22 protein-coding genes and 1 tRNA gene are annotated in these 23476 nt (G+C 72.6%); 8 read left to right on the top strand and 15 right to left on the bottom strand.

Annotated elements, in window-relative coordinates; all coding sequences use genetic code 11:
- Positions 1-49 precede the first annotated feature (49 nt).
- The 5 genes from ehuA to ACIREO_RS28375 all read right to left on the bottom strand — a co-directional run bounded on the left by ehuA (position 50) and on the right by ACIREO_RS28375 (position 4351).
- The gene (ehuA, locus tag ACIREO_RS28395; RefSeq protein WP_404115246.1) at positions 50-886 is read right to left on the bottom strand and encodes an ectoine/hydroxyectoine ABC transporter ATP-binding protein EhuA; all 837 of its coding nucleotides are present in this window, start codon (positions 884-886) and stop codon (positions 50-52) included.
- Positions 876-1520: an ectoine/hydroxyectoine ABC transporter permease subunit EhuD gene (gene ehuD, locus ACIREO_RS28390; protein WP_404115244.1), complete on the bottom strand. Its 645-nt coding sequence runs from the start codon at positions 1518-1520 to the stop codon at positions 876-878. The genes ehuA and ehuD overlap by 11 nt, the downstream gene beginning before the upstream one ends.
- Positions 1517-2251, bottom strand: a complete 735-nt coding sequence (ehuC, locus tag ACIREO_RS28385; RefSeq protein ID WP_404115242.1) for an ectoine/hydroxyectoine ABC transporter permease subunit EhuC — start codon at positions 2249-2251, stop codon at positions 1517-1519. Before ehuC ends, ehuD begins: the two co-directional genes overlap by 4 nt.
- 19 nt (positions 2252-2270) lie before the next feature.
- The gene (gene ehuB, locus ACIREO_RS28380) at positions 2271-3173 is read right to left on the bottom strand and encodes an ectoine/hydroxyectoine ABC transporter substrate-binding protein EhuB (protein WP_404115240.1); all 903 of its coding nucleotides are present in this window, start codon (positions 3171-3173) and stop codon (positions 2271-2273) included.
- 218 nt (positions 3174-3391) lie between these two features.
- Positions 3392-4351: a D-2-hydroxyacid dehydrogenase gene (locus ACIREO_RS28375; protein ID WP_404115238.1), complete on the bottom strand. Its 960-nt coding sequence runs from the start codon at positions 4349-4351 to the stop codon at positions 3392-3394.
- Positions 4352-4536: 185 nt separating this feature from the next.
- Between ACIREO_RS28375 and ACIREO_RS28370 the strand changes: the two genes are divergently transcribed.
- Complete coding sequence (locus ACIREO_RS28370; protein WP_404115236.1) at positions 4537-5301, top strand: decarboxylase; 765 nt, start codon at positions 4537-4539, stop codon at positions 5299-5301.
- 101 nt (positions 5302-5402) lie between these two features.
- Positions 5403-6533 (top strand): LLM class flavin-dependent oxidoreductase, encoded by a 1131-nt coding sequence (locus tag ACIREO_RS28365; RefSeq protein ID WP_404115234.1) that lies wholly within the window; start codon positions 5403-5405, stop codon positions 6531-6533.
- Positions 6534-6542: 9 nt separating this feature from the next.
- On the opposite strand, the gene ACIREO_RS28360 is transcribed toward ACIREO_RS28365, so the two are convergent.
- Positions 6543-8375 (bottom strand): putative bifunctional diguanylate cyclase/phosphodiesterase, encoded by a 1833-nt coding sequence (locus tag ACIREO_RS28360; protein WP_404115232.1) that lies wholly within the window; start codon positions 8373-8375, stop codon positions 6543-6545.
- Between the two features lie 424 nt (positions 8376-8799).
- Between ACIREO_RS28360 and ACIREO_RS28355 the strand changes: the two genes are divergently transcribed.
- Positions 8800-10041: a M6 family metalloprotease domain-containing protein gene (locus tag ACIREO_RS28355; protein ID WP_404115230.1), complete on the top strand. Its 1242-nt coding sequence runs from the start codon at positions 8800-8802 to the stop codon at positions 10039-10041.
- A 59-nt stretch (positions 10042-10100) separates the two neighbouring features.
- On the opposite strand, the gene ACIREO_RS28350 is transcribed toward ACIREO_RS28355, so the two are convergent.
- The 7 genes from ACIREO_RS28350 to ACIREO_RS28320 form a co-directional block, all read right to left on the bottom strand.
- Positions 10101-10174, bottom strand: a tRNA-Lys gene (locus tag ACIREO_RS28350).
- Positions 10165-10863, bottom strand: coding sequence for a hypothetical protein (locus ACIREO_RS28345; protein ID WP_404115228.1), 699 nt, complete (start codon positions 10861-10863; stop codon positions 10165-10167). The genes ACIREO_RS28350 and ACIREO_RS28345 overlap by 10 nt, the downstream gene beginning before the upstream one ends.
- A 161-nt stretch (positions 10864-11024) precedes the next feature.
- Positions 11025-11366, bottom strand: a complete 342-nt coding sequence (locus ACIREO_RS28340; protein ID WP_404115226.1) for a hypothetical protein — start codon at positions 11364-11366, stop codon at positions 11025-11027.
- 73 nt (positions 11367-11439) lie between these two features.
- On the bottom strand, positions 11440-12774 hold the full coding sequence (locus tag ACIREO_RS28335; RefSeq protein WP_404115224.1) for an AAA domain-containing protein: 1335 nt from the start codon (positions 12772-12774) through the stop codon (positions 11440-11442).
- Positions 12771-14399, bottom strand: coding sequence for a hypothetical protein (locus tag ACIREO_RS28330; protein ID WP_404115222.1), 1629 nt, complete (start codon positions 14397-14399; stop codon positions 12771-12773). Before ACIREO_RS28330 ends, ACIREO_RS28335 begins: the two co-directional genes overlap by 4 nt.
- On the bottom strand, positions 14390-15574 hold the full coding sequence (locus ACIREO_RS28325; RefSeq protein ID WP_404115220.1) for a hypothetical protein: 1185 nt from the start codon (positions 15572-15574) through the stop codon (positions 14390-14392). The genes ACIREO_RS28330 and ACIREO_RS28325 overlap by 10 nt, the downstream gene beginning before the upstream one ends.
- Complete coding sequence (locus ACIREO_RS28320; protein ID WP_404115617.1) at positions 15471-16418, bottom strand: phosphatase PAP2 family protein; 948 nt, start codon at positions 16416-16418, stop codon at positions 15471-15473. Before ACIREO_RS28320 ends, ACIREO_RS28325 begins: the two co-directional genes overlap by 104 nt.
- Positions 16419-16734: 316 nt before the next feature.
- Between ACIREO_RS28320 and ACIREO_RS28315 the strand changes: the two genes are divergently transcribed.
- Positions 16735-17331, top strand: a complete 597-nt coding sequence (locus ACIREO_RS28315) for a histidine phosphatase family protein (protein ID WP_404115218.1) — start codon at positions 16735-16737, stop codon at positions 17329-17331.
- A gap of 385 nt (positions 17332-17716) precedes the next feature.
- On the opposite strand, the gene ACIREO_RS28310 is transcribed toward ACIREO_RS28315, so the two are convergent.
- On the bottom strand, positions 17717-19069 hold the full coding sequence (locus ACIREO_RS28310; RefSeq protein WP_404115216.1) for a tetratricopeptide repeat protein: 1353 nt from the start codon (positions 19067-19069) through the stop codon (positions 17717-17719).
- Positions 19070-19322: 253 nt separating this feature from the next.
- Between ACIREO_RS28310 and ACIREO_RS28305 the strand changes: the two genes are divergently transcribed.
- Both ACIREO_RS28305 and ACIREO_RS28300 read left to right on the top strand, forming a co-directional pair.
- On the top strand, positions 19323-19691 hold the full coding sequence (locus tag ACIREO_RS28305) for a hypothetical protein (RefSeq protein WP_404115214.1): 369 nt from the start codon (positions 19323-19325) through the stop codon (positions 19689-19691).
- 83 nt (positions 19692-19774) lie between these two features.
- Positions 19775-20662, top strand: coding sequence for a spermidine synthase (locus ACIREO_RS28300; protein WP_404115212.1), 888 nt, complete (start codon positions 19775-19777; stop codon positions 20660-20662).
- A 3-nt stretch (positions 20663-20665) separates the two neighbouring features.
- On the opposite strand, the gene ACIREO_RS28295 is transcribed toward ACIREO_RS28300, so the two are convergent.
- Positions 20666-21220 carry a hypothetical protein gene (locus ACIREO_RS28295; RefSeq protein ID WP_404115210.1) on the bottom strand — a complete coding sequence of 185 codons (555 nt, stop codon included), beginning with the start codon at positions 21218-21220 and terminating at the stop codon, positions 20666-20668.
- Positions 21221-21298: 78 nt separating this feature from the next.
- On the opposite strand from ACIREO_RS28295, the gene ACIREO_RS28290 reads away from it, so the two are divergent.
- Together ACIREO_RS28290 and ACIREO_RS28285 are read left to right on the top strand one after the other, a co-directional pair.
- Positions 21299-22003, top strand: coding sequence for a response regulator transcription factor (locus tag ACIREO_RS28290; RefSeq protein ID WP_404115208.1), 705 nt, complete (start codon positions 21299-21301; stop codon positions 22001-22003).
- Entirely contained in the window at positions 22000-23469 is a 1470-nt protein-coding gene (locus tag ACIREO_RS28285) for a sensor histidine kinase (RefSeq protein WP_404115206.1), read from the top strand. Before ACIREO_RS28290 ends, ACIREO_RS28285 begins: the two co-directional genes overlap by 4 nt.
- Positions 23470-23476 lie beyond the last annotated feature (7 nt).

Genomic DNA, 23476 nt, shown 5'->3' with positions numbered 1-23476 from the left:
CACCCGCCGGGCATATGCCGGGGTCACGGGCGGCATGCCAAAGGCAAGGTCACAGCACCGCGTTGAGAAATTCGCGCGTGCGTTCGTGTTCGGGATCCGTGAATATTTTTTCCGGTGTGCCGGACTCCACGACCCGCCCCGAGTCGAACATCAGGACCTTTTCGGACACGTCCCGGGCGAAATTCATCTCGTGGGTCACGCAGAGCATCGTGATGTTGGTGTTCCGCGCGATGTCGCAGAGGAGGTCCAGCACGCCCGCGACCAGCTCCGGGTCCAGAGCCGACGTCACCTCGTCGAGCAGCAGGATCTCCGGCCGCATCGCCAGCGCGCGGGCGATGGCCACGCGCTGCTGCTGGCCGCCGGAGAGCTGGGAGGGGTGGGCGTCGATCTTGCCGGAGAGCCCGACCAGGTCGAGCAGCTCCCGGGCCCGGGCCTCCGCCTCGTCCTTGTCCATGCCGAGGACGTTGACGGGAGCCTCGGTGATGTTCTGGAGGACCTTCATGTTCGGGAAGAGGTTGAACTGCTGGAAGACCATCCCGATCTTCTTCCGGGACTCCCGCAGCTGCTTCTCGCCCGCCGGCTTCAGCGAGCCGGACGGCGTCCGCACGTGTGAGAGGGGAGAGCCGTCCACCCAGATCACACCGTCGCTGACCTTCTCCAGGGTCATCAGCAGCCGCAGGATCGTCGTCTTGCCCGAGCCGCTCGGCCCGATCAGCGTGACGTGCTCGCCCCGCCGCACGGTGAAGTCCAGCTCGTCCAGGACCACATGGTCGCCGTACCGCTTGACGACCTTGTCGAAACGGACCAGCGGCTCGACACCTGTCACCTGAGGTTCCGGAGCCGCGTCCGCGGGATCCTTCTTGAGGGGTGCGGGTTCAGTGGCCAAGGCGCTTCTCCAGCTTTCTCATCAGCAGCGAGGTCGGGTAGCTCGCGACCAGGAAGATCAGCCCGGCGAGCGTCCACGCCTCCGTGTACGCGAAGTGGTCGGCCCCGTACTTCCGGGCCTCGAAGACCATTTCCTGCACCGTGATGACGGCCAGGAACGGGGTCTCCTTGAACATCGAGATGGCGTAGTTGCCAAGGGCCGGCAGTACGTTGCGCACCGCTTGGGGCAGGATCACCGCCTGCCAGGTCCGCCGGGGCGGCAGCGAGAGGGCGCGGCAGGCCTCCCACTGGCCCTTGGGCACACCGTCGATGCCGGCCCGGTACACCTCGGAGGTGTACGTGGCGTAGTGGATGCCGAGGACCACGATGCCGGTGGTCAGCGGCTCCACGGTGGGGAACACGGCCACCGCGCCCACCAGCTGGACCAGCAGGGGGGTGGAGCGGACGAACTCCATGACGGCCTTCACCGGCATGGTCACGAAGCGGGACGGTGCCCGTCCGGCCACGGCGATCGCCAGCCCGAGCACCGCCGCGACGAGCGTGCCGAGCACGGTCGCCAGCAGGGTGACCCGGAATCCCTCGAGCAGCAGGGGAAGGGCCTCGCCGGCGGCATCCCAGTCGAATGTCTGATTCACCGGGCGCCTCCGGCCGTCGTGACGGGTTCGGCGCTGCGGGTCTTGAACACGCCCCGGGCGCCGGTGTGCAGGCCGAGGCGCCGCTTGGCGGTCCGCTCCAGCAGGTTCATCAGCAGCGTCAGCGCGTAGGCGAGAACGAAGTAGACGGCGAGCAGCAGCAGATACGAGCTGAGGCTCTCACCGGTCAGGCTGCGGACGTGCTCGATCGCTGTCATCAGGTCCGCCGCGGAGAGCAGCCACAGCAGCGGGGTGGCCTTGAGCAGCTGGATCAGCAGGTTGGTGAAGGACGGGATCATCTGCACCCAGGCCTGCGGCATGATCACCTTCCGCATGCGGTGGAAGGGCGTCATGTTCAGCGCCACGGCCGCCTCGTACTGCGCGCGGGGCACGGAGTTGATCGCACCGCGCACGATCTCGGAGCCGTACGCCCCGAAGTTCAGGCCGAGGGCCACCACCCCGCAGAGCAGGGGTGTCAGTTCGTAGCCCGTCAGCTGCGGCATGGCGTAGTAGAACCAGAACAGCTGGACGTAGAGCGAGGTGCCGCGGAAGAACTCCACGACGGTCCGCGAGACCCCGCGCACCGGCAGGAGCCTGCTGCCTGCCATCAGGCCGAGGAGGAAGGACAGCGCCAGCGCCAGGAGGGAACCCAGGACGGTCGCTTCCAGCGTGACCAGGAAGCCCGATCTGATCTGGGGGAACTCGTCGGCGAAGGTGGAGAAGAAGTCACTCATACGGTGTGGTCCGTTCCGGTCAGCCCTTGCACAGGTCGGCCGTCTTGAGCGTGGCCGGCGGAATCTCCGTGGCGCCGAAGCCGTATGCCTGGAGCAGTTCCACGTAGCGCGACTTGTCCGAGACGATCTTCTTCAGTTCGCGGTTGAAGGAGTCCCGCAGGTCCTCGTTGCCCTGGCGGAACACCGCGCCGCCCGGGGAGTACTGCTTCGCGCCGTCCAGCTCGGGGACGAAGGCCTCGGTGACCTCGGTGTCCGGGTTGGTCTTGGCGAGCCAGCGCAGCGAGATACCGGTGAGCAGGAAGGCGTCGACCCGGCCGCCCTTGACGGCGTCCGCGCCGTCCTGCGGCTTCTGCAGGGTCTTGATCTTCCCCTCGGCGATGCCCGCGCCCTCGGCGTACGAGGCCTCCACCGCACCGGACATCACGCCGATGGTCACCCCGGCCGCCTTCGCGGACGCCAGGTCGGTGAGCTTCTTCGGATTGCCCTTCTTCACCATCAGCGCGGTGGGGGAGATGAACTCCGGCTCGGAGAAGACGGCGTTGGCGCAGCGCTCGGGAGTGATGGCCATGCCGGCGCTCACGACGTCGTACTTGCCCGCCTGGAGGCCGGGGATCAGGCCGTCCCACTCCGAGAGGGTGGGCTTCAGCTCCTTCACGCCGAGCGCCGTGAAGATCTCCTTGTGCAGGGTGGGGGCCTCGCCCTTGAGCTGCTTGCCCTCCATGTAGCCGTACGGGGCCTCGTTGGCGTAGGCGACCCGGACGAAGCCCTGCTTGCGGAGCTTGTCGAGCGCGCCCTCACCGTCCGTGGAACCGGCGTCGGTCTTGCTGCACGCGGAGAGCACGCCGGGGACGACGAGCAGACCTCCCACAGCAGCCGTTCGATTGAGGAAGCCCCGACGGGACAGGTGAGGGAAGTCAGCCATGGTTCGCAATCTCCTGGAGAAATCGGGGTGTCGAACAGTCCGGACAGGGTGTGCACCTTCCCTATCCAGGACGTCTATGCAGGAAGCGATGCCATGTAACCGAACAGTGGCCGGAGGGTGACCTTCCCGTGTCTCGCCATGGGCGGAGGGCGACGACGGGTGTGCGGGGCGTATTCCCCGCCGTACGTGTGTTCATGAGCGCCCGTCATTCCGGACCTTCAGTTCGGGATGTCCGCAGAAGGTACGTAACCGCGCTGTATGTCCACCACGTTGGGCAGCGGCTCACCGGCCGCCCAGCTCTCGTACATCGAGACGAACTGCTCGCCCAGCCGGTCACGCCAGCCGGCCGTGTCCCCGCTCATGTGCGGGGAGACCAGCAGGCCGGGTACGTCCCACAGCGGGCTGCCCGGACCCAGCGGCTCCTCCTGGAACACGTCGAGCGCCGCACCCGCGATCCAGTGGCTGCGCAGCGCGTCGGCCAGATCCTCCTCGATGACCAGCGGGCCGCGCCCCACGTTGACGAAGTGGGCGGAAGGCTGGAGCAGCCCGAAGAAGCGGGCGTCGAACATCCCGCGCGTCGCGTCCGTCAGCGGGGCCGCGCAGATCACCCAGTCCGCGCCCGCCGCCAGCCGGTCCAGGTCCTCGGTGCCGTGGATCGTGCGCCGCGCCGTACGGCCGACCAGCGCCACCTGGACGCCGAGGCCGTGCAGCAGCCGCATGATCTCCCGGCCGACGGGCCCCGCGCCGACGACGACGGCGCGGCTGCCGGCGAGCGCCCGGGTCTCCCGGTGGCGCCACCGGCGCTGACGCTGGAGCTCCAGCGTGCGGGGGAGGTCCTTCGCGAAGGCGAGCACAAGCCCCGCGACGTACTCGGCGATCGGCAGCTCGAAGACGCCCCGGGCGTTGGTGACGACGGTGGGGGAGGCGGCCAGCTCGGGGCAGAGCAGCCGGTCCACCCCGGCGCTCGCCGTGTGCACCCACCGGGGACGTGGTCCGTCGCCCGGCCACGCCTCGCGGACGGCGTCCGAGGTGAAGTCCCAGACGAGCAGCACGTCCGCCTCGGGGAGCCGGCCGGCCAGTGTTCTCCCGTCGGCGTAACGGACGACGGCCCGGCCGGTCAGCCGGCCGAGGCGCGGCGACGGGTCGGTGTCCAGGACGAGGATCACGGGAGCGGTCATCGGGAATGACCACGCTCGCACCAGGGGTCACACCCGTCAACAGGGCCTCTGTGCAGGGGGAGAAACCGCAGGTCACCCCTGGTGCGGGCGGCGGTATGCGACGAAAAGGGGAATACTTGTCCCAAGCACGGGCAGCGGTGGTAACGAGTGCCGACAGGACATCCGGACGCATGGGAAGGGTGGACATGACGACCGTAGGACTTCTCTACCCGGGCCACGCCGCGGAGGACGACTTCCCGCGGATCGAGGTCATGCTCGACAGCGACATCAGAGTGCCGCTCTTTCACACCGACATCGACGAGGACGTCCGCAGGGCCGACCACCTCCGCGAGGCGGGCGCGGCCGAACGCCTGGGCGCCGGTGTCGAGGAACTGCGCATGGCGGGCGCCGAATCGTTGGTCTGGGCCTGCTCGGGCGGCAGCTTCGCCTACGGCTGGGCCGGGGCGCACGAGCAGGCCGCGGACCTGGCCAGGGCCGCCGGGCTCCCCGCCTCCAGTACGTCGATCGCGTTCGTCCAGGCGATACGCGAGCTAGGGGCCACCCGGGTCGCGGTCGCCGCGACCTACTCCGAGGACGTCGCCGCGCTCTTCGGGGGCTTCCTGGGATCCGGAGGCGTCGAGGTGACCTCCGTCCGGGGCGGCGGGATCGTCATGGCGTCCGCGGCGGCCGAGGCGGACGTGGAGCTCGTGAAGGAGCTGGCCGTGGCCGGGGACCACCCCGACGCCGAGGTGGTCCTGCTCCCCGACAACGCCCTGCACACCGCCGCGTACGTCCCCGAGCTGGAGGAACTCCTCGGCAAGCCGGTCCTCACCGCCAACCAGGTGGCGGTCTGGGAAGGCCTCCGGCTGGCCGAGCGGCACATCTGGGCCCCCGCACTCGGCACCCTGTTCGCCACCCGCGAGCCCCCGCCGGGCGCCTCCGAGCCCCGGGGCATCGAGGTCCGGGAGTAGGTGCTCCGGACCTCCCCGGGGGAACGGGCGGGAATAAGCGGAGACATCCTCCTGTTGGCACCCTCCGATACACAGACGTAGCACCGGAGAGGCCGAAACACGTGGACGAGAACCGAGGCGACGAGAACCGAGACGGCGAGAACCGAGGCAGCGGGATCCGCGGCACAGCGGGCGGGACGGCCTCCGTGCCCCTCTCCGTGCTCGACCTGGTGACCGTGGGCCAGGGCCGCACGGCGACCCAGGCGCTGCGCACCAGTGTCGACATCGCCAAGCTCGCCGAGAGCCGCGGTTTCCACCGCTTCTGGGTCGCGGAGCACCACTCCATGCCCGGCGTGGCCTCCTCGTCCCCGGCCGTGATCCTCGCGCACCTGGCCGCCCACACCGAGCGCATCAGGCTCGGCTCCGGCGGCGTGATGCTGCCGAACCACGCACCCCTGGTGATCGCCGAGCAGTTCGGCACCCTGGAGGCGATGGCCCCCGGCCGTGTCGACCTCGGCCTCGGCCGCGCCCCCGGCACGGACGGTGCAACCGCGGCGGCCCTGCGCCGCACGGACCGGCTCAACGAGGGTGCCGACGACTTCCCGCAGCAGCTGGCCGAGCTGACCCGCTTCCTGGACGACGACTTCCCGGACGGCCACCCCTACGCGCGTATCCACGCCGTCCCCGGGCCCGTGCAGGCCACCTCGCCCGGTGGCGTCCAGTCACCCGGCCGCCCGCCCGTCTGGCTGCTGGGCTCCTCCGGCTTCAGCGCCCGGCTGGCCGGCGTCCTCGGCCTGCCCTTCGCCTTCGCCCACCACTTCTCGTCCCGGAACACCGTGCCGGCCCTGGACCTGTACCGGGAGTCCTTCAAGCCCTCCGCGGTGCTCGACGCCCCCTACGCCCTGATCGGGGTCGCGGCGCTGGCCGCCGACGACGAGCGTGAGGCCAGGCGCCAGGTGCTCACCGGTGCCCTGTCCATGGTCCGGCTGCGCACCGGGCGCCCGGGCCTCGTGCCGAGCCCCGAAGAGGCGGAGGCGCACGACTTCAGCCCCATGGAGCGCGAGTTCGTCGACGGCTGGCTGAAGGACATCGTCCACGGCACGGCGGACGAGGTCCGCAGCGGCCTGGACGACCTGGCCAAGCGCACCGGCGCGGACGAGCTGATGATCACGGCCAACGCACACGGCGGCGAGGCCCGGCTGCGCTCGTACGAGCTCATCGCCGACGCGTACGGGCTGCCGAAGGCCGTCTGAGCGCTGCGGTCAGGGCGACCTGGTGCCGATCAGCTCGGCGATCCGCTCCGGGGCCACCGCACGTGAGTACAGCCACCCCTGCCCGGTGTCGCAGCCGATCCGGCGCAGCCGCTCCGCCTGGCCCGAGGTCTCCACGCACTCCGCGGTGACCGTCAGGCCCAGGCGGTGCGCCAGCTGCACCATGGCCTCGACGATCGTCTCGTCGGCGGGGCTGGGGTGCGCGCCGCCCTCGTAACGGAAACCGCGTACGAAGGAGCCGTCCAGCTTCAGTACGGACACGGGCAGCCGGCTGAGATACGCGAGGTTGGAGTAGCCGGTGCCGAAGTCGTCGATCGCGATTCGGACGCCCATGTCGCTGAGCGCCTGGAGCACTCGCAGCGGCCTGCCCGACGAGCCCATCACCGCGGACTCGGTCAGCTCCAGCTGCAGCAGCCCGGGTTCGAGGCCGGTCTCGGTGAGGATCTCCGCCACCTCGGCCACCAGGTCGGAGTCCCGGACCTGGCGCACGGCGACGTTGACGCTGATGAACAGCGGGGGGTCGTCCGGGTGCTCCAGCTGCCAGCGGCGGGCCTGGCGGCAGGCCGTGCGCAGCACCCACCTGCCCAGCTGGACGATCGTGCCGTCCTCCTCGGCGATGGGGACGAACCGGCTCGGCGCCAGCAGCCCGAACCGCGGGTGGTTCCACCGGACCAGGGCCTCCACGCCCCGTACGACCTCGTCCGCCATGCCTACCAGCGGCTGGTACTCCAGCGTGAACTCCCCGCGCTCGACGGCCGGGCGGAGGGTCGAGGAGAGCGCCTGCCGGGTCATCCGGTGTGCGTTGCGCTCGGGGTCGAAGAGGGTCCAGCGGGCCCGGCCGTCGGCCTTCGCCCAGTACAGCGTGGTGTCCGCGGCCTGCATCAGGGCGGTGGCCGACGTGCCGGCCGACGACCGCTCCACCACCCCGATCGACGCGGAGACCGACAGCCGGTGCCCGGACACCTCGAACGGCCGCTGGAGGGCGGAGAGAACCGAGCGGGCGAGTTCGGTGAGCTGATGGGTACCAGCCGAGTCCTCGACCAGGATCGCGAACTCGTCACCGCCGAGGCGTGCCACCAGATGACCGCCGGTGCGGTGACCGTCGGCCTCGGCGCAGTCGGTGAGACGTGCGGCGACGGCGGCGAGCAGCCGGTCGCCGGTGCCGTGCCCCAGGGTGTCGTTGACCGCCTTGAAGCCGTCGATGTCCAGGTAGCAGAGGCCGATCCGGCGGTGCGGGGGCGATGAACCGTCCTGGTGCGGCGGGATGTCCAGTGCGCCCGCGAGCCGTTCGAAGAACAGCGTGCGGTTGGGCAGCCGGGTCACCGGGTCGTGTATCCGCAGATGGCGCACCCGCTCCCGCAGCTCGCGCCGGTCACTGACGTCGGCGATCGACAGCAGCACACGGCCCGCGCCGGTGGCCGGGTCGCCCATCGGCACGACGGTGATCTCGGCCCACAGCGGCCTGCCGTCGGCGTGCTTGAGCCGCCGGGTGCACCGGAGCCGGGGCCGGGCGCCGCGCAGGACCTCGGTGTACTGCTCCCGGACGGGGCTGTCGGAGGCGAGGCCGACGAGGTCGGCGGCGCACCGCCCGGCCAGGGACGAGGGGTCGGCGCCGAGCAGCCCGCCCAGTGCGTCGTTCGGGCTGACGATCCGGCCGAGGTGGTCGACGACGGCCATCGGGAGGGCGGAGGCCGCGAACGCGGCACGGTAGTCGCGCAGCTCGGAGAGGTCCGGCCGCTGGTGATCACCCTCTGTGACCTCTGGTGGCCCGGCGCCGGGGACCGTGCCCGCCCGGGGCGTCGGCCCTTCGGAGGTTCCGCTCACCGCTCGCTCCCGCTGTGCAGATTGTCGTGAACAGGTGTGGCCGGGCAGGTGCGTGGAGTGGAGCGCCGCGCCGGAGGCGGGAACCACGCAGGAAAACGAGGTGAAGCATAGAGGGTGGCGCGCCGGCCGTTCCAACGCGCCCGCCGTTTCGGACAGGGGGCACGCGCATGGCCCACGTCTGTCCGACGCCTGTCCCGCGCGCGGCACCCGCATGCACATTGGCCGCAGATGATCATTTTTGTGCTGATCTGGTTGTTTCGAATTTCAGAGTGAACGAATGTGACCCTCCGTAAGGGGTGGCGCATGTCTCCGGATGATCGCCCCCGGTCTCCGCTGACCCGTGTGGGGCAGCACAACAGGGCGTACGCCATCGAATCGGCACAGGGTGAGTGGGAAGTCCCGCGTTCGCCACCCGGAGGTAGATGTGCCGCGTCAGCGCAGACCCGGGGGGTCGGAGAGGCCGAGGCTGCGCAGTGCGGCGGCTGCTCTCACGTCCCTCCTGGCGGTCGCCGCCACCGGACTCGTCGCCGGGCCCGCCGTGGCGGCGACGCGGGACGCGGGACCCTGCGCCCTGCCCAGGACCGGCGCACACCACTCCCTCGGCCTCGACACGTGGAACGGTGCCTACCCGCGCCCCGAACGCGGCCTCGACGCGGTCATGGTCTTCCTCTCGTTCCCCGACTCCGAGCCCGTCGTGCCCCCCGAGGTGCTCGCCGCCGACTACTTCCCCTCCACCACCCGCTTCTTCCAGCGCGCCTCGTACGGGAAATTCACCCTGCGCGCCCACCCGCAGCGGCAGTGGACCGCCATGCCCCACCCCTCCACCTGGTACGGCATACAGCGCGACTGGGGCTCCGAACGCCGCAGCGCCTATCTGCGCGACGCCATCGAGGCGGCTGACGAGCAGACCGACTTCTCGGCGTACGACATCGTCTACCTCGTCGCCGACCCGGACGCCCCCGGTGTCGACTCCGACGCCACCAAGGTCGTCAACTTCGACCGCCCGGTACGCGCCGACGGCACGGACATCAGGCGTGTGGTCACCGTCTTCGAGGAGCACCCGCCGGACCGGAACGTCCTCGCGCACGAGACCGGACACGTCTTCGACCTGGCGGACCTCTACCACCGCCCGGAGGACGGGAAGGGCGACTGGGACACCTATGTCGGCGACTGGGACGTGATGGGCAGCCAGTTCGGACTGTCCCCGGACCTGTTCGGCTGGCACAAGTGGAAGCTCGGCTGGCTGGGCGGCAAGGAGGTCGTGTGTGTGCAGGGCGCCGCCGACCTCACCCTGGAGCCCATGGCCGAGGTGCCCGTGCGCGGCGCGTCCGTCGGGACCCGGCTCGCGGTCGTCAGGACCGGCCCGGACAGCGCGCTGGCCATCGAGGCCCGCAGCGCCACGGGCAACGACCGGACGACATGCACCGAGGGTGTGCTCGTCTACCGGATCCGCAACGCGACCCCGTCCGGCGGCGGCCCGGTCGAGGTGCTGGACACCCACCCCGACTCCGACGCCTGCTGGGACCGGTCGGTCTACCCGCCGCTCGCGGACGCCCCGCTCCGGGAGGGCGAGCGCTTCACCGTGCCGGACGAGCGCATCCGCATCGACGTCGCCGGCCGGACCCCCTCCGGCGCCTGGACGGTCCGGGTCACCACCGGCACCTGAGCTGTGCGGACGCGCACGAAGAAGCCCCCCCGCTTCCGCGAGGGGGCTTCTTCCGTCGGTGCGCCGTCAGGGACTCGAACCCCGGACCCGCTGATTAAGAGTCAGCTGCTCTAACCAACTGAGCTAACGGCGCCTGCTGACGTCGTAGACATTAGCACCCGGATCGGCGGGAGGAAAAATCGAATTCCCGGTGGTCGACGGGGCCGCCGACCTGCCCACCCTCACGCAGGCCCACAGCAGCACGTCCGGTCCCGGAAGCCAGGGGTTACGGGTGTCGGGGGCGACCACCCAGCGGGGCCCGCCGGCGCTCGCACCACCGGTCAGGGGCGGGACGGTGACCGCGTCCCCCGTGCCGTGGCAGAGCACCGGAGGCAGTGCGCCCCGGTGGCCCCGGGGGCTGTCGGCGGAACCCGTGCCCCACTCCTCCCACGCCAGCAGGGACGGCAGTCGCTGGGCCGTGCCTGGGGAGGCGAACAGCAGCATCCGCCCCCGGTGCGTGGCGACCGGGCCCGAGCCCGGCCCCTCCGCCCAGAGCCGCTCCAGCATGCGCCTGCCGAACAGCGCGGGCACACTCACGACGTCGAACAAGGAGCCGCACGGCAGCACGCCGGGCGAAGAGGGGCGGGCCTCCCACTGGGAGAGCGTGCTGCGGGGGTAGGGGGCGGCGCCCGCCAGCCACGCGGCACCGGACGCCGTGACCTGGGCGGCCCTGTCGTCGGTCCGGTGGTCGGCGCGGTCCCGCAGCAGGGCGAAGATGTCGAGACCGTGGTGCGGGGCGGCAGCGGTCCGCAGGGTCGTTTCGTCATTCAGCCATGCGCTCATGACGTCATGTCTACCGGCTGTGACGCTACTGTTCCCCAGAGTTGCCGAAAGCCGGACAGGGTGGACCCCGGCGGAGTATCTTGCCCGACGGCATATGCCACAGGTGTACCCGCGGTGACGGACGGTCGTGCGGTCTCAGGGGTCGCAGTGGGGTCCGAGGATCAGGGCGCGGGGTCGTTCAGCAGGGACCGGCCGAACTCGATCATCTTCTTGGCGTAGTCCTCGGTCCACTCCGCGCGCTCGGCTATGTCCGCGGCCGTGAGCCGGTCGAAGCGGCGCGGATCCGCGAGCTGTGCGGCGGCCAGGGCCTGGAACTCCACGGCCCGGTCGGTCGCCGCCCGGAAGGCGAGCGTCAGCTCCGTCGCGCGGGCCAGCAGTTCCTTCGGGTCGTCCATCGACTCCAGGTCGAAGAAGTGCTCCGGATCGGCTGCCGCCTCCGACGGCTCGAAGAGCAGCGGCGCCGGACGCAGCCTCTGCCGCTCGTTCCGCTCGGGTTGTGCCATGTGGTGTTCCTTCCTCGGACGGCCGGACGGCCACCTTCCATTGTCCAGCCCAGCGCAAGAGCGATGCCCAGAATCAGGGCGCCCAATGCACGCGATGCTCGGCGAGGTGGGCCAGGACCGCGTGGTTCGCCTCCCAGCCGTCGGGGAACTTCACGGTCACGCCCAGCTGGACCGGCTCCGTCGACGGATGCTCGTCCAGCAGGTCGGCCACCCCGGCACGGCACACCACGACGCACGCGTGCCGGTGCCGTGAGGCCAGGACGCACAGGCGGCCCGTCTCCAGATGGAACGCCGTGGCGTCCGGGCGGCCCGACAGCGGGTGCAGGACCACGGTCACATCGAACTCGCGGCCCTGGAGCCGGTTCGCCGTGTCCACCGCCACACCCGACACCCCCAGCTCCGCGAGCGCCGCCCGCACCGCGGCGGCCTGGTCGCGGTGGGCCGTGCCGACCGCGACCCGCTCCGCCGTCACCGGGACCGGATCCGGTCCACGCTCGCTCGTCGCGGCGCCGCCCCGGTCCAGCAGCCTGCGCACCACCAGGGCCACCGCCCGGACCGCCTCGGGGTCCGTGCGCGGGGTGTGGCGGGCCGGGAGCTCCAGCAGCCCCCAGCCGGACTCCGCCGCCTCGTCCAGCACCCGGTCCGGGCCCGACCCGTCCGAGGGCACGCCGAACGACAGCCGCCGGTCCCCGTGGTCCGTACCGCTGCGGAACGGTGTGTACGGGTAGAACGCGTCCGACACCAGCGGCGCCGCCGACGCGGGCAGCCGCCACGACACCGGCAGCCGGTGCTGCGGCAGCTCAGGATTGTGCGCCAGCAGAGTCGAGACGGCGCTCGCCGACGGGTCGTACGAAAGACCCGCCCACTGGTCGGCGCCCACGATCGAGAACGGGTCGAGCTGGCCCGGGTCCCCGACGAACAGCGCCCGCTCGAACAGCCCGGCCACGGCCAGCAGCGCGTCCGACCGCATCTGGTACGCCTCGTCGACGATCGCGTGCCCCCACGGCTCCACGTTCTTCACGTGCGCCCACTTGGCCGCCGTGGAGATGACGATGTCCAGGCCCGCCAGATCCGCCGCCTTCGCCGACTTGCGTACGTTGTCCAGGCCGTCCAGGACCTTGTCGTACGGATCGGAGTCGCTGCTGTGCAGCCGGCCCACCGGGAGTTCGGGTGCCTTCTCGGCCAGCCGCACCACCAGGTCGTCCACCTGGGCGTTGGTCTGCGCGACCACCATCAGCGGCCGGCCGGCCGCCGCCAGCTCCAGCGCCGCGCGCACCACCAGCGTCGACTTCCCCGCGCCCGGCGGGGAGTCCACCACGATGCCGCGCGCCGTGCCGCGCAGGGTGTCGCCGAGGATCGCGTCGGTCGCCCGCGCCGCCGCGGCACCCGGGTCGGGAACGGCTGTCACCGGAGGTCCTCCGCGGTCACGGGGTCGGGCTGCTCGGCTGGTCCGGTGGAGCGGTCGGCGCCCGGCGGACCGCCGTGGGTCCACGGGGTGTCCTCGGGGTCGGGCAGCTTCGGACCGCCGCGCTGGTCGTGCTCGAACAGGGTCCAGACGATCCGGTCACCGGGCTCGGGCACCGAACCCGGGGCGGGCTCCTTGCTCCGGCCCATCCGGTCCGTGATCCGCAGGACGAGACCGACCGTGCCGGCGTCGGGACCCCCGGTGGACTCGGCGGCGTACCCCACGAACTCCGCCGTCTGCGGCTTGCCGTCCAGCGAGCGGTACACCTTGGTCCGCTCACCGAGATGCGCGCGCTCGGCGGTCCTCATGGTGACCAGGGGGCGCGGCGAGGGCCGCTTCGACTCGCTGTACGCCATCTCGACCTCCGTCACCTCCCCGACGAACGCCTCGCCCGCCAGCCTGCGCCCCGCCAGCACCAGCGGATCGTCGAGCGCCTCCTGGGCGTCCAGCTGCGCCTGGGCGGTCTCCCGGGAGGCCAGCTTCTGCGCCGCCGTCACCGCGTCGTCCCGGCGCGGCTGCGGGGGCTCGCCCGCCCGCACCCGGTCCCGGTGCGCGGTGAACGACCAGCGGTCCCTGGTCCAGCGGTCCTGGGCCCTGGTTCCCTCGGGCAGCTCCCGCAGCAGGTCGAGACCCCGCCACACGGCGTCCCAGGTGGGCAGCATCACCCCCGCGAGCAGCGACCTGATCTCCCGCTCGGCGCCGCTCAGCTCCCCGAGCCGGGTGTCGGCGTCGAGGCCGTCCTCCGCGGCGGCCAGCGCCGTGCGCGCCCGGTCGTACCGCTCGATCGCGGGCGCCAGCAGCCTGTTGTCGAACGCCGGGTCCGTCGCAGGACCCGCCGGCGGGCAGAGCAGCTGACCGGCGCGGTCCCGCTCCAGCTCCGCCCGGAGCGCGGCCGCCGCGCCGGACTCGCCGTCCGGCGGATCGACCCAGGCGAGCAGCGCGCCGAGATGCTGGTCCTCCAGGCTGCTCTGCCCCGTCGCCCAGTGGAGGTTCAGCAGATCCGTCGTGGCCAGCAGCAGCGAGGAGCCCGGCACCCTGGCCCGCTCCGCGTAGTGCGTCAGCCAGCGGCCGAGCAGCGGCACACGGGCGGGGGCCGGGTAAGGCGTGTCCGGGTCGTCCTCGGCCGTACGCCGGAACCGCATGGACCGCCCGAGCAGCCGTACGAAGTCGAGGCCGGCCCTGCTGGGCACGATCAGCTGAGCCGCGTCCGCGCACAGCTCGACCTCGACCTTGACCTTCTTGCCGGTCTCGGGATCGGCCTCCGTGCGCTCGGCCGGCTCGACGACATCGGCGTACGCCTCGATGTGCGGCAGCACCGCCTCGGCCAGCTCGGCGAGGAACGCGAACCGCAGATCGCGGTCGCGCGGCTGGGCCACCACCAGCAGCCGGGGCGCCGCGCGGTCCGTGCCCACGAGCGCGCCGAGCGGGGCGCCCGCCTCACCGGCGGTCGTCAGCGGTACCAGCACGAGCGGCCCGTGGGTCAGATGGCGGTGGCGGACGGTGGCCAGCGGCTGGGCCCGCCCGCTGTCGACGGCCTCCAGCCGGGCGAGGGTGCTGATCAGCGACATGGGACGCCGCCGTCCGCACCGGCCAGGGCCTCGGCCCGCAGCGCGGCGGCCCGGCGCAGGGCCGCCACCGTCGGGTCGGCCGGGTCGCCCTCCTTGCCTGCCGCCGCGGCCAGGACTCCGGCGACCGTCGTCAGGCCGCCGAGCTCGCCGCGCACGCTCCGGCCCAGGGACTCCACCGCGCCCTCGGCGCGGGCCTTGGCCCGGCAGTGGAAAGCCAGCTCGCACGCCGCCAGGCACTCGGGGGCGTACGCCGCGGGGACCGCCTCGACGGCGGTGCCCAGCTCATCGGGGGAGCAGCCAGGGTCGAAGGTCGTGCCCTCGGGCAGGGCGGCCGCGATGTCCTCGACACGGGTCAGCCTGGTCAGCTGGCGACTGGTGACGGCGCGCTGCTTGCGCACGTCCACGACCGAGGCGGTCGGCAGGTTGGAGAAGTCCTTCGGGCAGACCAGCAGGACCTGGTGCCCGACCTCGGCGCCCTCCGTCTTCGCGGCGACCCGCTCCAGCGCCAGGACGTAGACCGCGGACTGGCGGGCCGCCGCACCGACCTTCGCGGCGTCCGCCGAGCTGTCGATCATGGGGAAGGACTTGATCTCGACGACCGTCCAGGTGCCGTCGGGGTGCACCACCACGGCGTCGGGCTCCAGATAGGCGGGTGAGCCCGCGACCTCCAGGGCCAGCATCGGATGGTCGAGCAGCGCCCAGCCGCCGGCCGCCGTCGCCTCGCGCAGCGCCAGCGCCGTACGCGCGGCGCGGCCCTCGGGGCCGGCGGCCGTCAGATCGGGCACCACGGCCGAGGCCGGCGCTTCGGCGCCGCCGCCGAGCCGCTCGACGAGGAGACGCAGCAGCTCCGTCCCGCCGTCGGCCTTGACCTTCGCCTCGAAGGCGTTGCCCCGCACGAACGCGAACTGCGACTGGCCGAACGCGGCGGGGGAGCCGAGCGCGGTGGCCAGCCCGGCCTTGTCGACGCCCGCGCCGTCGAGCAGGGCGCGCCGCTTGCAGCCGGGGTTCGCGGCGAGCGCGGCCAGCGCGCGTGCGTCGAGCGGATGCGGCGCGACGGCCGGACCGCGCAGCTCAGCGAGCCGCTGCCGGAGCGTCGTCGCTGGCTTCGGCCGCGGAGCGGGTGCGCGCGTCGCTGGAATCTGCGGAGGCGGTCCGCCGGCCGGGTATTCGCTCACCCGCGGAAGTCTTGCATCCGCCACTGACAATCGTGGATTCCGTGGGGGCGACAGATGCGGGCACCTGTACGAAAACCGCCCTCACCCGGTCCTTGACGCGGTCCGCGAGCCGCATGAACGGCCTGGTCAGCAGCGCGCCGACGGCCATCACGGCGGCGCCGGCCACGGCGTCCAGGAAATAGTGGTTCGCCGTGCCCATCACGACGAACACGATGACCAGCGGGTAGCCGACCCCCGCCGCCCGGACGAGCGGATGCCGGCCGTGGCGCCACAGCAGGACGCCGCACCACACCGCCCACCCGACGTGCAGGCTCGGCATCGCCGCGTACTGATTGGTCATCCCGCTGAGCCCGCGCGGGGCGCTCGCGCCCGCGCCCCACCAGCCGTACGCGCTGTACTGCGCCATCGTGTCGACGAAACCGTGGTGGACGTCGAGCAGCCGGGGCGGGCAGGTCGGCATCAGCGTGAAGCCGACGAGTCCGAGGAGGGTGGACGTCATCAGCCAGGTACGGGCCGCCCGGTAGGCGGCGGTACGGCGCCGGAAGATCCAGACCAGGACGGCCGGGGTGACCACGTAGTGCAGGGAGGCGTACGCGAAGTCGGCGGGTATTCCGAGGGCGGGGTGGCCGGTCAGCAGCCGGTTGAGGGGGTGCTCGGCGTTGAGATGCAGCGCCTTCTCCAGGCGGAGGATCGCGAGACCGTTCTCCACGGCCGCCGGTATGTTCTCGTGGACCAGCAGCCGGCCCACCGAGTACAGCCCGTACACCACCGCGATCAGCGGAAGCTCCGTCCACCAGCGAGGCCGGTGCCCGGAGTTCGGTGTCGCGGCGGTGGCGTGCGGCATCCGGTAGCTCTCCCCAACGTTCATGCGGTAGATGGCGGGCGTTCAACCGTACGGCGGTCGTCTGCCCTGATTCCCCTTGGGGGCCGTCCCATGCGGTCGCCCCTGGTCATGTGTGAAGAGGGACGCGCACACCGCCCCGCGGGTTGCCCGTGAAGCATGTGGGAGATGATGGAGCGGGGCCTTTGCCCGCACCGGCCTGCCGGCAGGCCGGCCGCGTCAGCCGCCCCGTCGCCGTCCCGGACACCGCTGTCCCGGACCCACCAGATCCTAGGGTCCCCGGATCTTCGGATCTCAGTAATTTTCAGGGAGAGCCGTCATGGCACCGCGAATCCTGCTCGCCCGGCACGGCCAGACACAGTGGTCCGTCCAGGGCAATCACACCGGCAGGACCGACATTCCCCTCCTCGACACCGGCCGCGAGGGCGCCAGGCTGCTGGGCGAACGGCTGTGCCGGGAGCCCTGGGGTGGCCTGCCCGGCGTCGAGGTGCGGACCAGCCCGCTCGTCCGGGCGTCCGAGACCTGCGCGCTCGCCGGGTTCGGGGAGCGGGCACAGCCGTGGGACGCGCTGATGGAGTGGGACTACGGGGATTACGAGGGCCTGACTCCGGCGCAGATCAAGGCGGACCGGCCGGACTGGCTCATCTGGCGCGACGGGGTCCCCGGGGGCGAGAGCCTCGCCGCGCTCACGGCCCGGGCGGACGAGGTCGTCGAGTGGGCGCGTTCCGCCGACCGCGATGTGCTGGTCTTCGCCCACGGCCACATCCTGCGGGCGCTGGGGGCGCGGTGGCTGGACGAGGACGTGTCCTTCGCGGCGCGGATCCGTCTGGAGCCCACGTCGCTGTCGGTGCTGGGCTGGGCGTACGGGCTTCCGGCGCTGGAACGCTGGAACGACACGGGCCACCTGGACCGCTGACCCGGGGTGCCCGAGCTCGCCTTTGCCGCCCGGGCCGGCGAATCTCGGCCCGGGCGGCCGCTGCCCTGCCCCGGTGGGCAAACCCAGTTCTGGCCGGCCAGTCCAAGCCCGTCCGGTTGTTCCGCTGCCGCGCTCCGGGCAGGCATGTCCAGCCTGGCCGGTTCAAGCCCGTCCGGCGATTGAGGACGGAACCGGTGCGCGTGGTCCTGGAGGCGCTCTCCCTCGCAGGCTCACATGGGCAGCCGGCACCTGCGCGACATCAGGGTTCCGTCCTCGAACGCCGGACGGGCTGGATTGCCTGGCCCAGACTCGATATGGCCGGCCAGGGCCGGAAGGTACCGGACGGGCTGGACGCGCCCGGCCCGAGCTGGGGGGCGCCGCGGCGTCACGCGTCCGGGGGCAGCTCCTCGTAGCGGGCCAGGAGGGCCGTCACCTCCGGGCCACCCCGCGGCCGGAGCACCCGCACCGCGCTCGACAGCATCCCGCGGATCCGCGAGGACTGGACCCGGTCCAGCAGGTCCAGCACCTGGTGGCCGGCGGCCGCGGCCTCGTCGGCCGTGCCCGCCCGCGCCAGGTCACCGGCGAGCTGCGCACGGTACAGCGCGAGGTTCCGGGTGAAGTGCGGATCCTGCAGCCGGGTCGCCCGCCGGGCATGCCGCGCCGCCCGGGGCCAGTCACCCAGCGCCGACCAGCACTGCGCCTCCAGCAGTTCCAGCTCCGCCTCCCGGAAGAAGGTCATCCACTCCGGGTCCGCGTCGGCCGGCCCGCGCTCGAACGCGGTCTGCGCCCGCCCGATCGCCTGCTCGCACCCCGTGCGGTCCCCGAGCCACGCCCTGGCCCCCGCCTCCCGCAGCGCCAGCAGGGCCAGCAGCCGAGGCGAGCCCAGCGGCCGGGCCGCCCGCTGCCCGGCCTCCGCGGCACGCACGGCCTCGCGGGCCCGCCCCGTGTCACGGGCCAGGAAGGACGCGTTGCAGAACGCGTGCGCCTCCAGCGCCGCGTCCCCGGCCAGCCGCGCCGTCGCGAGCGCCTCCGCGTAATGGGAGCGCGCGTCGTCGAAGCGCCCGGAGTCGTGGGCCAGCCAGCCCACCGAGATCGCCAGCTCACCGGCGCCGGCGTGCAGCCGGTCCGCCGTGCTGCGCCGCGCCGTGGTCCCGGCGTCGAGCAGGGCGTACGCGGCGCGGAGGGGCTGGGAGGCCCGCCGGTAGAGGCCGTCCGCGCCGTGCCGGTCGTCGAGCAGCCGGATCTGGCGCACCGCCTTCTCCACGGCGCTCACCTCGGCCTCGCCGATCCGGCGCTGCGCGGGGAGGGTGAGGGGGCCGGCGGCGGAACGGCCGCCCAGACCCAGGGATGCGGCCGCCACCGTGGCGGTACCGCTGGTCATGAACACGCGACGCAGCACGTCGCTCTCCTCGTGGATGTCGCTGTCGAGCGTGGGGGGTGTGGTGGGCGGGGGCGGAGGCGTCGTGCGGGCCCCCCGGCCGCGCACGCTCTCGCGGTCCGAGAAGCCCAGGTCCGCGAGGCTCGCCCCGGGGAACATGTGCAGGAACACCCGTTCGTACGCGTAGTTGGGACAGCGGATCTCGCCGGACTCCACGCGCCCGATGTACCGGGCGTCGCACGCGACCTGTTCACCGATCTCGCGCGCGGCCCTGCGGACCGCCGCCGCGAACTCCCCGGCGGAGCGCTGTCCGCGCAGCCGTCGGAAGGCGAGGTTGGGAACTGCCCGTGTCGACACCATGGCGGGGCCCTCTCTGGTGCAGCCGGGCTCCTGCTTCCGGTGCCCCGGCGGAGCAAGAACGTACCTGCTGTGACGGTCCGCACACGCAGCGTTTACCTATAAAGCGGACATCTCGCCCGTGATCCGCCATGAACTGCCATCCTTTGCGGCGGCGTGCCGCCGTAGCCCTTGACGCCGTCGGCGCGTTGGTCCATGAGGAGACGGGGCGCGGCGCCGTCCCGTCGAGACGAGAGGAGGGGTTCCCTTGCCTCATATGGACAGGGGCCCGGAGACCACACCGTGCGATCTGGTGACCGTCCCGGCGCGTCAGGGACTGGAGGCCGTGGACATCCTGCGCAGGGGATCGGACGACGAGCCGGTCGGCCCGGTGCTGCACGACGGAGCCTGCGCCGTCCTCGGCTTCCTGGTGCCGTCCGGTACGGCGGAGGCGTGGGACGTACCCGGCAGTGCCTGTACGCGGACGGACGGCAGGGGGCTGCGCGTCCCCGCCGAGCCGCCCGTCACCGGAGGGGGCTGGCTCCTGCCGCCCGCCGACGAGACCCCGGTCACCGACCCGGCCGTTCTCCGCGCCGCCCTCGACCAGGCGGCCCGGCTCATCGAGGCGGCCGACAACTGCCGCTGAGGCCATAATGGCCAGGTGGGCGGAGTGCCCGCCCGGTCCTTCCCAGGCGCCGGCCGAACCGGTGAGTGGGGGGACGAGCGCGCGTGGCACGTCGAGGAGCGGACCGGGGCGCGAGCGACCGGAAGCGGTCCGAGCGACGGCAGGAGCCCGTCTCCGCGACGGTGGACGGCGGCCTGGCCGAGCTCGTGCCCGACCGTGAGCGCCCGCGCGCCTGGACACTGCTGCTGGACGGAGCCCCGCAGTCCCACGTGGACCTGGACGACCCCTCATACCTCTCGTTCGAATACCAGCGCCGACTCGGTCATGTCATCGATCTCGCCGCGCCGCCCGGCAGACCCCTCCAGGTGGTGCACCTCGGCGGCGGAGCCTTCACGCTCGCCCGGTACGTCGCCGCGAGCCGCCCCCGCTCCACCCAGCAGGTAGTGGAGATCGACGCTCCCCTCGTCCAACTGGTGCGCCGGGAGCTGCCCCTGGACCCGCAGGCCCGGATACGCGTCCGCTCGGTGGACGCCCGTGAGGGACTCGGGAAGATCCAGGACGGCTGGGCGGACCTCGTGATCGCCGACGTCTTCGGCGGAGCCCGTACCCCCGCGCATCTCACCTCCGCAGAATTCCTCACCGAGGTGCGCCGGGTGCTGAAGCCCGGCGGCCAGTACGCGGCCAACCTCGCCGACGGCCCTCCGCTCGCCCACCTGCGCGGCCAGATCGCCACGGCCGCCTCGCTCTTCCCCGAGCTGGCCCTGGCCGCCGATCCGACCGTCTGGCGCGGCCGCCGCTTCGGCAACGCGATCCTGGTCGCCTCGGACCTGCCGATCGCGGTCGCCGACCTGACCCGGAGGGTCGCGAGCGACCCGCATCCCGGCCGCGTCGAACAGGGCCGCGCGCTCGCCGACTTCACGGGAGGCGCCGCCGTCGTCACCGACGCGGGCGCCAAGCCGTCCCCGGCCCCGCCGCCCGGCACCTTCTCGTGAGCACTACTGGTCGACGGCCTCCACCGTCGGCGGATGGCCGTTCCAGGTGCAGAAGACGGAGACCGTCGCGCCCGCCCCGTCGCTGAAGTCCACCCGGATCCACTCGGGGTTCGTCCACACCTGCATCGACCAGCCCGGCTCCGGCGTCGCCGAGACCAGCTTCGCCGAGTGGTCCGCCAGCTCCAGGACGACCCTGCCGCCGCGCGTCGGGTAACTCCTCACCTCGCCCGAGGCGGCGGGAGGCGCCGAGGACTCCGCCGGGCTCTCACCCGTGGCAGGCGGCCGGGTGGACGGCTTCCGGGAGGGGCTGGGGGACTTCGGGACCGTCGAACGGGAGGCGGAGGAGCTCGGAGAGGCGGACGGCAGCGCGCGGTGCGTCGAGGACGACACCGGCTCGTTGCCCGCCTGCGCGCCCCGTGCCTCCACCGAGATCGGAACGGCCCGCGGAGGGTCGTACGCCGTACCCGACATGACCGTGTGCACGCCCCACCACGACAGGGTGACCGCCGCACCCGTGGCGAGCGACCACGCGACCGCGTGTACGAGTCCTCGTTGCATCCGGCACATCCTGCACCACCCGCACCACCGCTGTCCTGGAGAGGATGCTGTTCCTCCGGATGGGCTACGGTGCGGCGCATGCCTAGTGTGCTCGTGGTCGAGGACGACCAGTTCGTACGTTCCGCCCTCATCCGGCACCTGACCGAGGCCTCGCACACGGTACGGAGCGTCGGCACCGCCCTCGAAGCGCTGCGCGAAGTCGCGCACTTCAGCTTCGACGTGGTCGTCCTAGACCTCGGGCTGCCCGACCTCGACGGCGCCGAGGCGCTGAAGATGCTGCGCTCCATCACCGACGTACCCGTGATCATCGCGACCGCGCGGGACAACGAGGCCGAGATAGTCAGGCTGCTCAACGACGGCGCCGACGACTACCTGACCAAACCGTTCTCGGTGGAGCACCTCTCTGCCCGCATGGCGGCCGTCCTGCGCCGCACCCGTGGCCCCGGCGCCCAGACCCCGCCCCCGCGTGTCCTCCAGGTCGGCGGGCTCTCCATCGACCCACTGCGCCGCCAGGCCGAACTGGACGGCACGGCACTGGACCTGACCCGCCGTGAATTCGACCTGCTGGCCTTCCTGGCCGGCCGCCCCGGCGTCGTCGTCCCGCGCCGCGAGCTGCTGGCCGAGGTCTGGAAGCAGTCCTACGGGGACGACCAGACCATCGACGTCCATCTCTCCTGGCTGCGCCGCAAGCTGGGCGAGACGGCCGCCCGGCCGCGCTATCTGCACACCCTGCGCGGAGTCGGCGTGAAACTCGAACCGCCGGCCACGGGGCCCTCCGCATGAGATGGGCCCTGGTCAAGGTCTGCCTGGCAGTCACGGCCATGGTCGTGATCGCGTTCGCCGTACCGCTCGGGCTCGTCATCAAGGAAATGGCCCGTGACCGCGCCTTCTCCGACGCCGAGCGGCAGGCCGCCACCATCGGCCCGACCCTCACCATCACCACCGACCGTGAAGAGCTGACCCGGGCCGTCCTGTCCACCGAGCCCGGCGGCCGTGGACGCCTCGCTGTCCACGTCCCCGCGGCCGGGGAGGGCGGCGACCGCCTGGAGATCGGAACCCGCCGCGCCACCCGCGAGGACCTGGAGACCGTACGGAAGTCGGGCCGCGCCTCCATCGCCGATGTGCCCGGCGGCTCCGCGCTGCTCCAGCCCACCGCGCTCGGCTCCGGAGGCATCGCGGTCGTCGAGGTGTTCGTGCCCGAGGACGAGGTCTCCAACGGCGTCGGCACGGCCTGGCTGGTGCTCGCCGGCGTCGGGGCCGCGCTGATCGTCGGCTCGGTGGCCGTCGCCGACCGGCTCGGCGTACGGATGGTGGAGCCCGCCCAGCGGCTCGCGGGCGCCGCCCAGGACCTGGGGGAGGGGCGGCTGGGCACCAGGGTCCCCGAGGAGGGCCCCACCGAGCTCCGCTCCGCCGCCGTCGCGTTCAACTCCATGGCCGACCAGGTGGTCCAGCTCCTGGCCAACGAACGCGAACTGGCCGCAGACCTCTCGCACCGGCTCCGCACCCCGCTGACCGTGCTCCGTCTCAACGCCGCCTCACTGGGCGAGGGCCCGGCCGTCGAGCAGACCAGGGCCGCCGTCGAACAGCTGGAGCACGAGGTCGACACGATCATCCGTACGGCCCGGGAGCAGCGACCGCAGACCCAGGGCGCGCAGACGGGCGCGGGTGCCGGGTGCGACGCGTCGGAGGTCATCCGGGAACGCATGGGGTTCTGGTCGGCGCTGGCCGAGGACGAGGGACGTACGGTGCGGCTGGCCGGCGTGGACCGCACCGTACGGATCCCGGTGGCCAGGCCCGAACTGGCCGCCGCTCTCGACGCGTTGCTCGGCAACGTCTTCCGGCACACCCCGGAGGGCACCGCCTTCGCCGTCGATGTGCACCACAGCGGCGACGCGGTGCTGGTGCTGGTCTCGGACGCGGGGCCAGGCATACCCGATCCGGAATCCGCCCTGGCCCGGGGTGCGAGCGGACGGAACGGAGCGCGGGCCGAGGTGGGGTCGACCGGCCTCGGCCTCGACATCGTCCGCAGGGTCGCCGAGTCCACGGGCGGCGACCTGCGGATCGGGCGTTCGGTGCTCGGTGGCACGGAGGTGCGCATCTGGATAGGGCTGGACGGCGGCCCGGCCGAACGCGCCCGCCGGGGGCACCGGGTGGGGCGGCGTAGCGGAAGGCGGGGAGCGAGAAGCCGGAACGCGGAGTTCCGCGGCGCTGCGGGCTCCGCCCCGGACCTCCAGGACCGCCGGTCTTAACCCGCAC

The organism is Streptomyces sp. NPDC102441 (genome assembly GCF_044765585.1).
Lineage (GTDB): Bacteria > Actinomycetota > Actinomycetes > Streptomycetales > Streptomycetaceae > Streptomyces.
The sequence above is the reverse complement of the archived record's forward strand: the minus strand, read 5'-3'. Positions and strand labels throughout refer to the sequence as shown.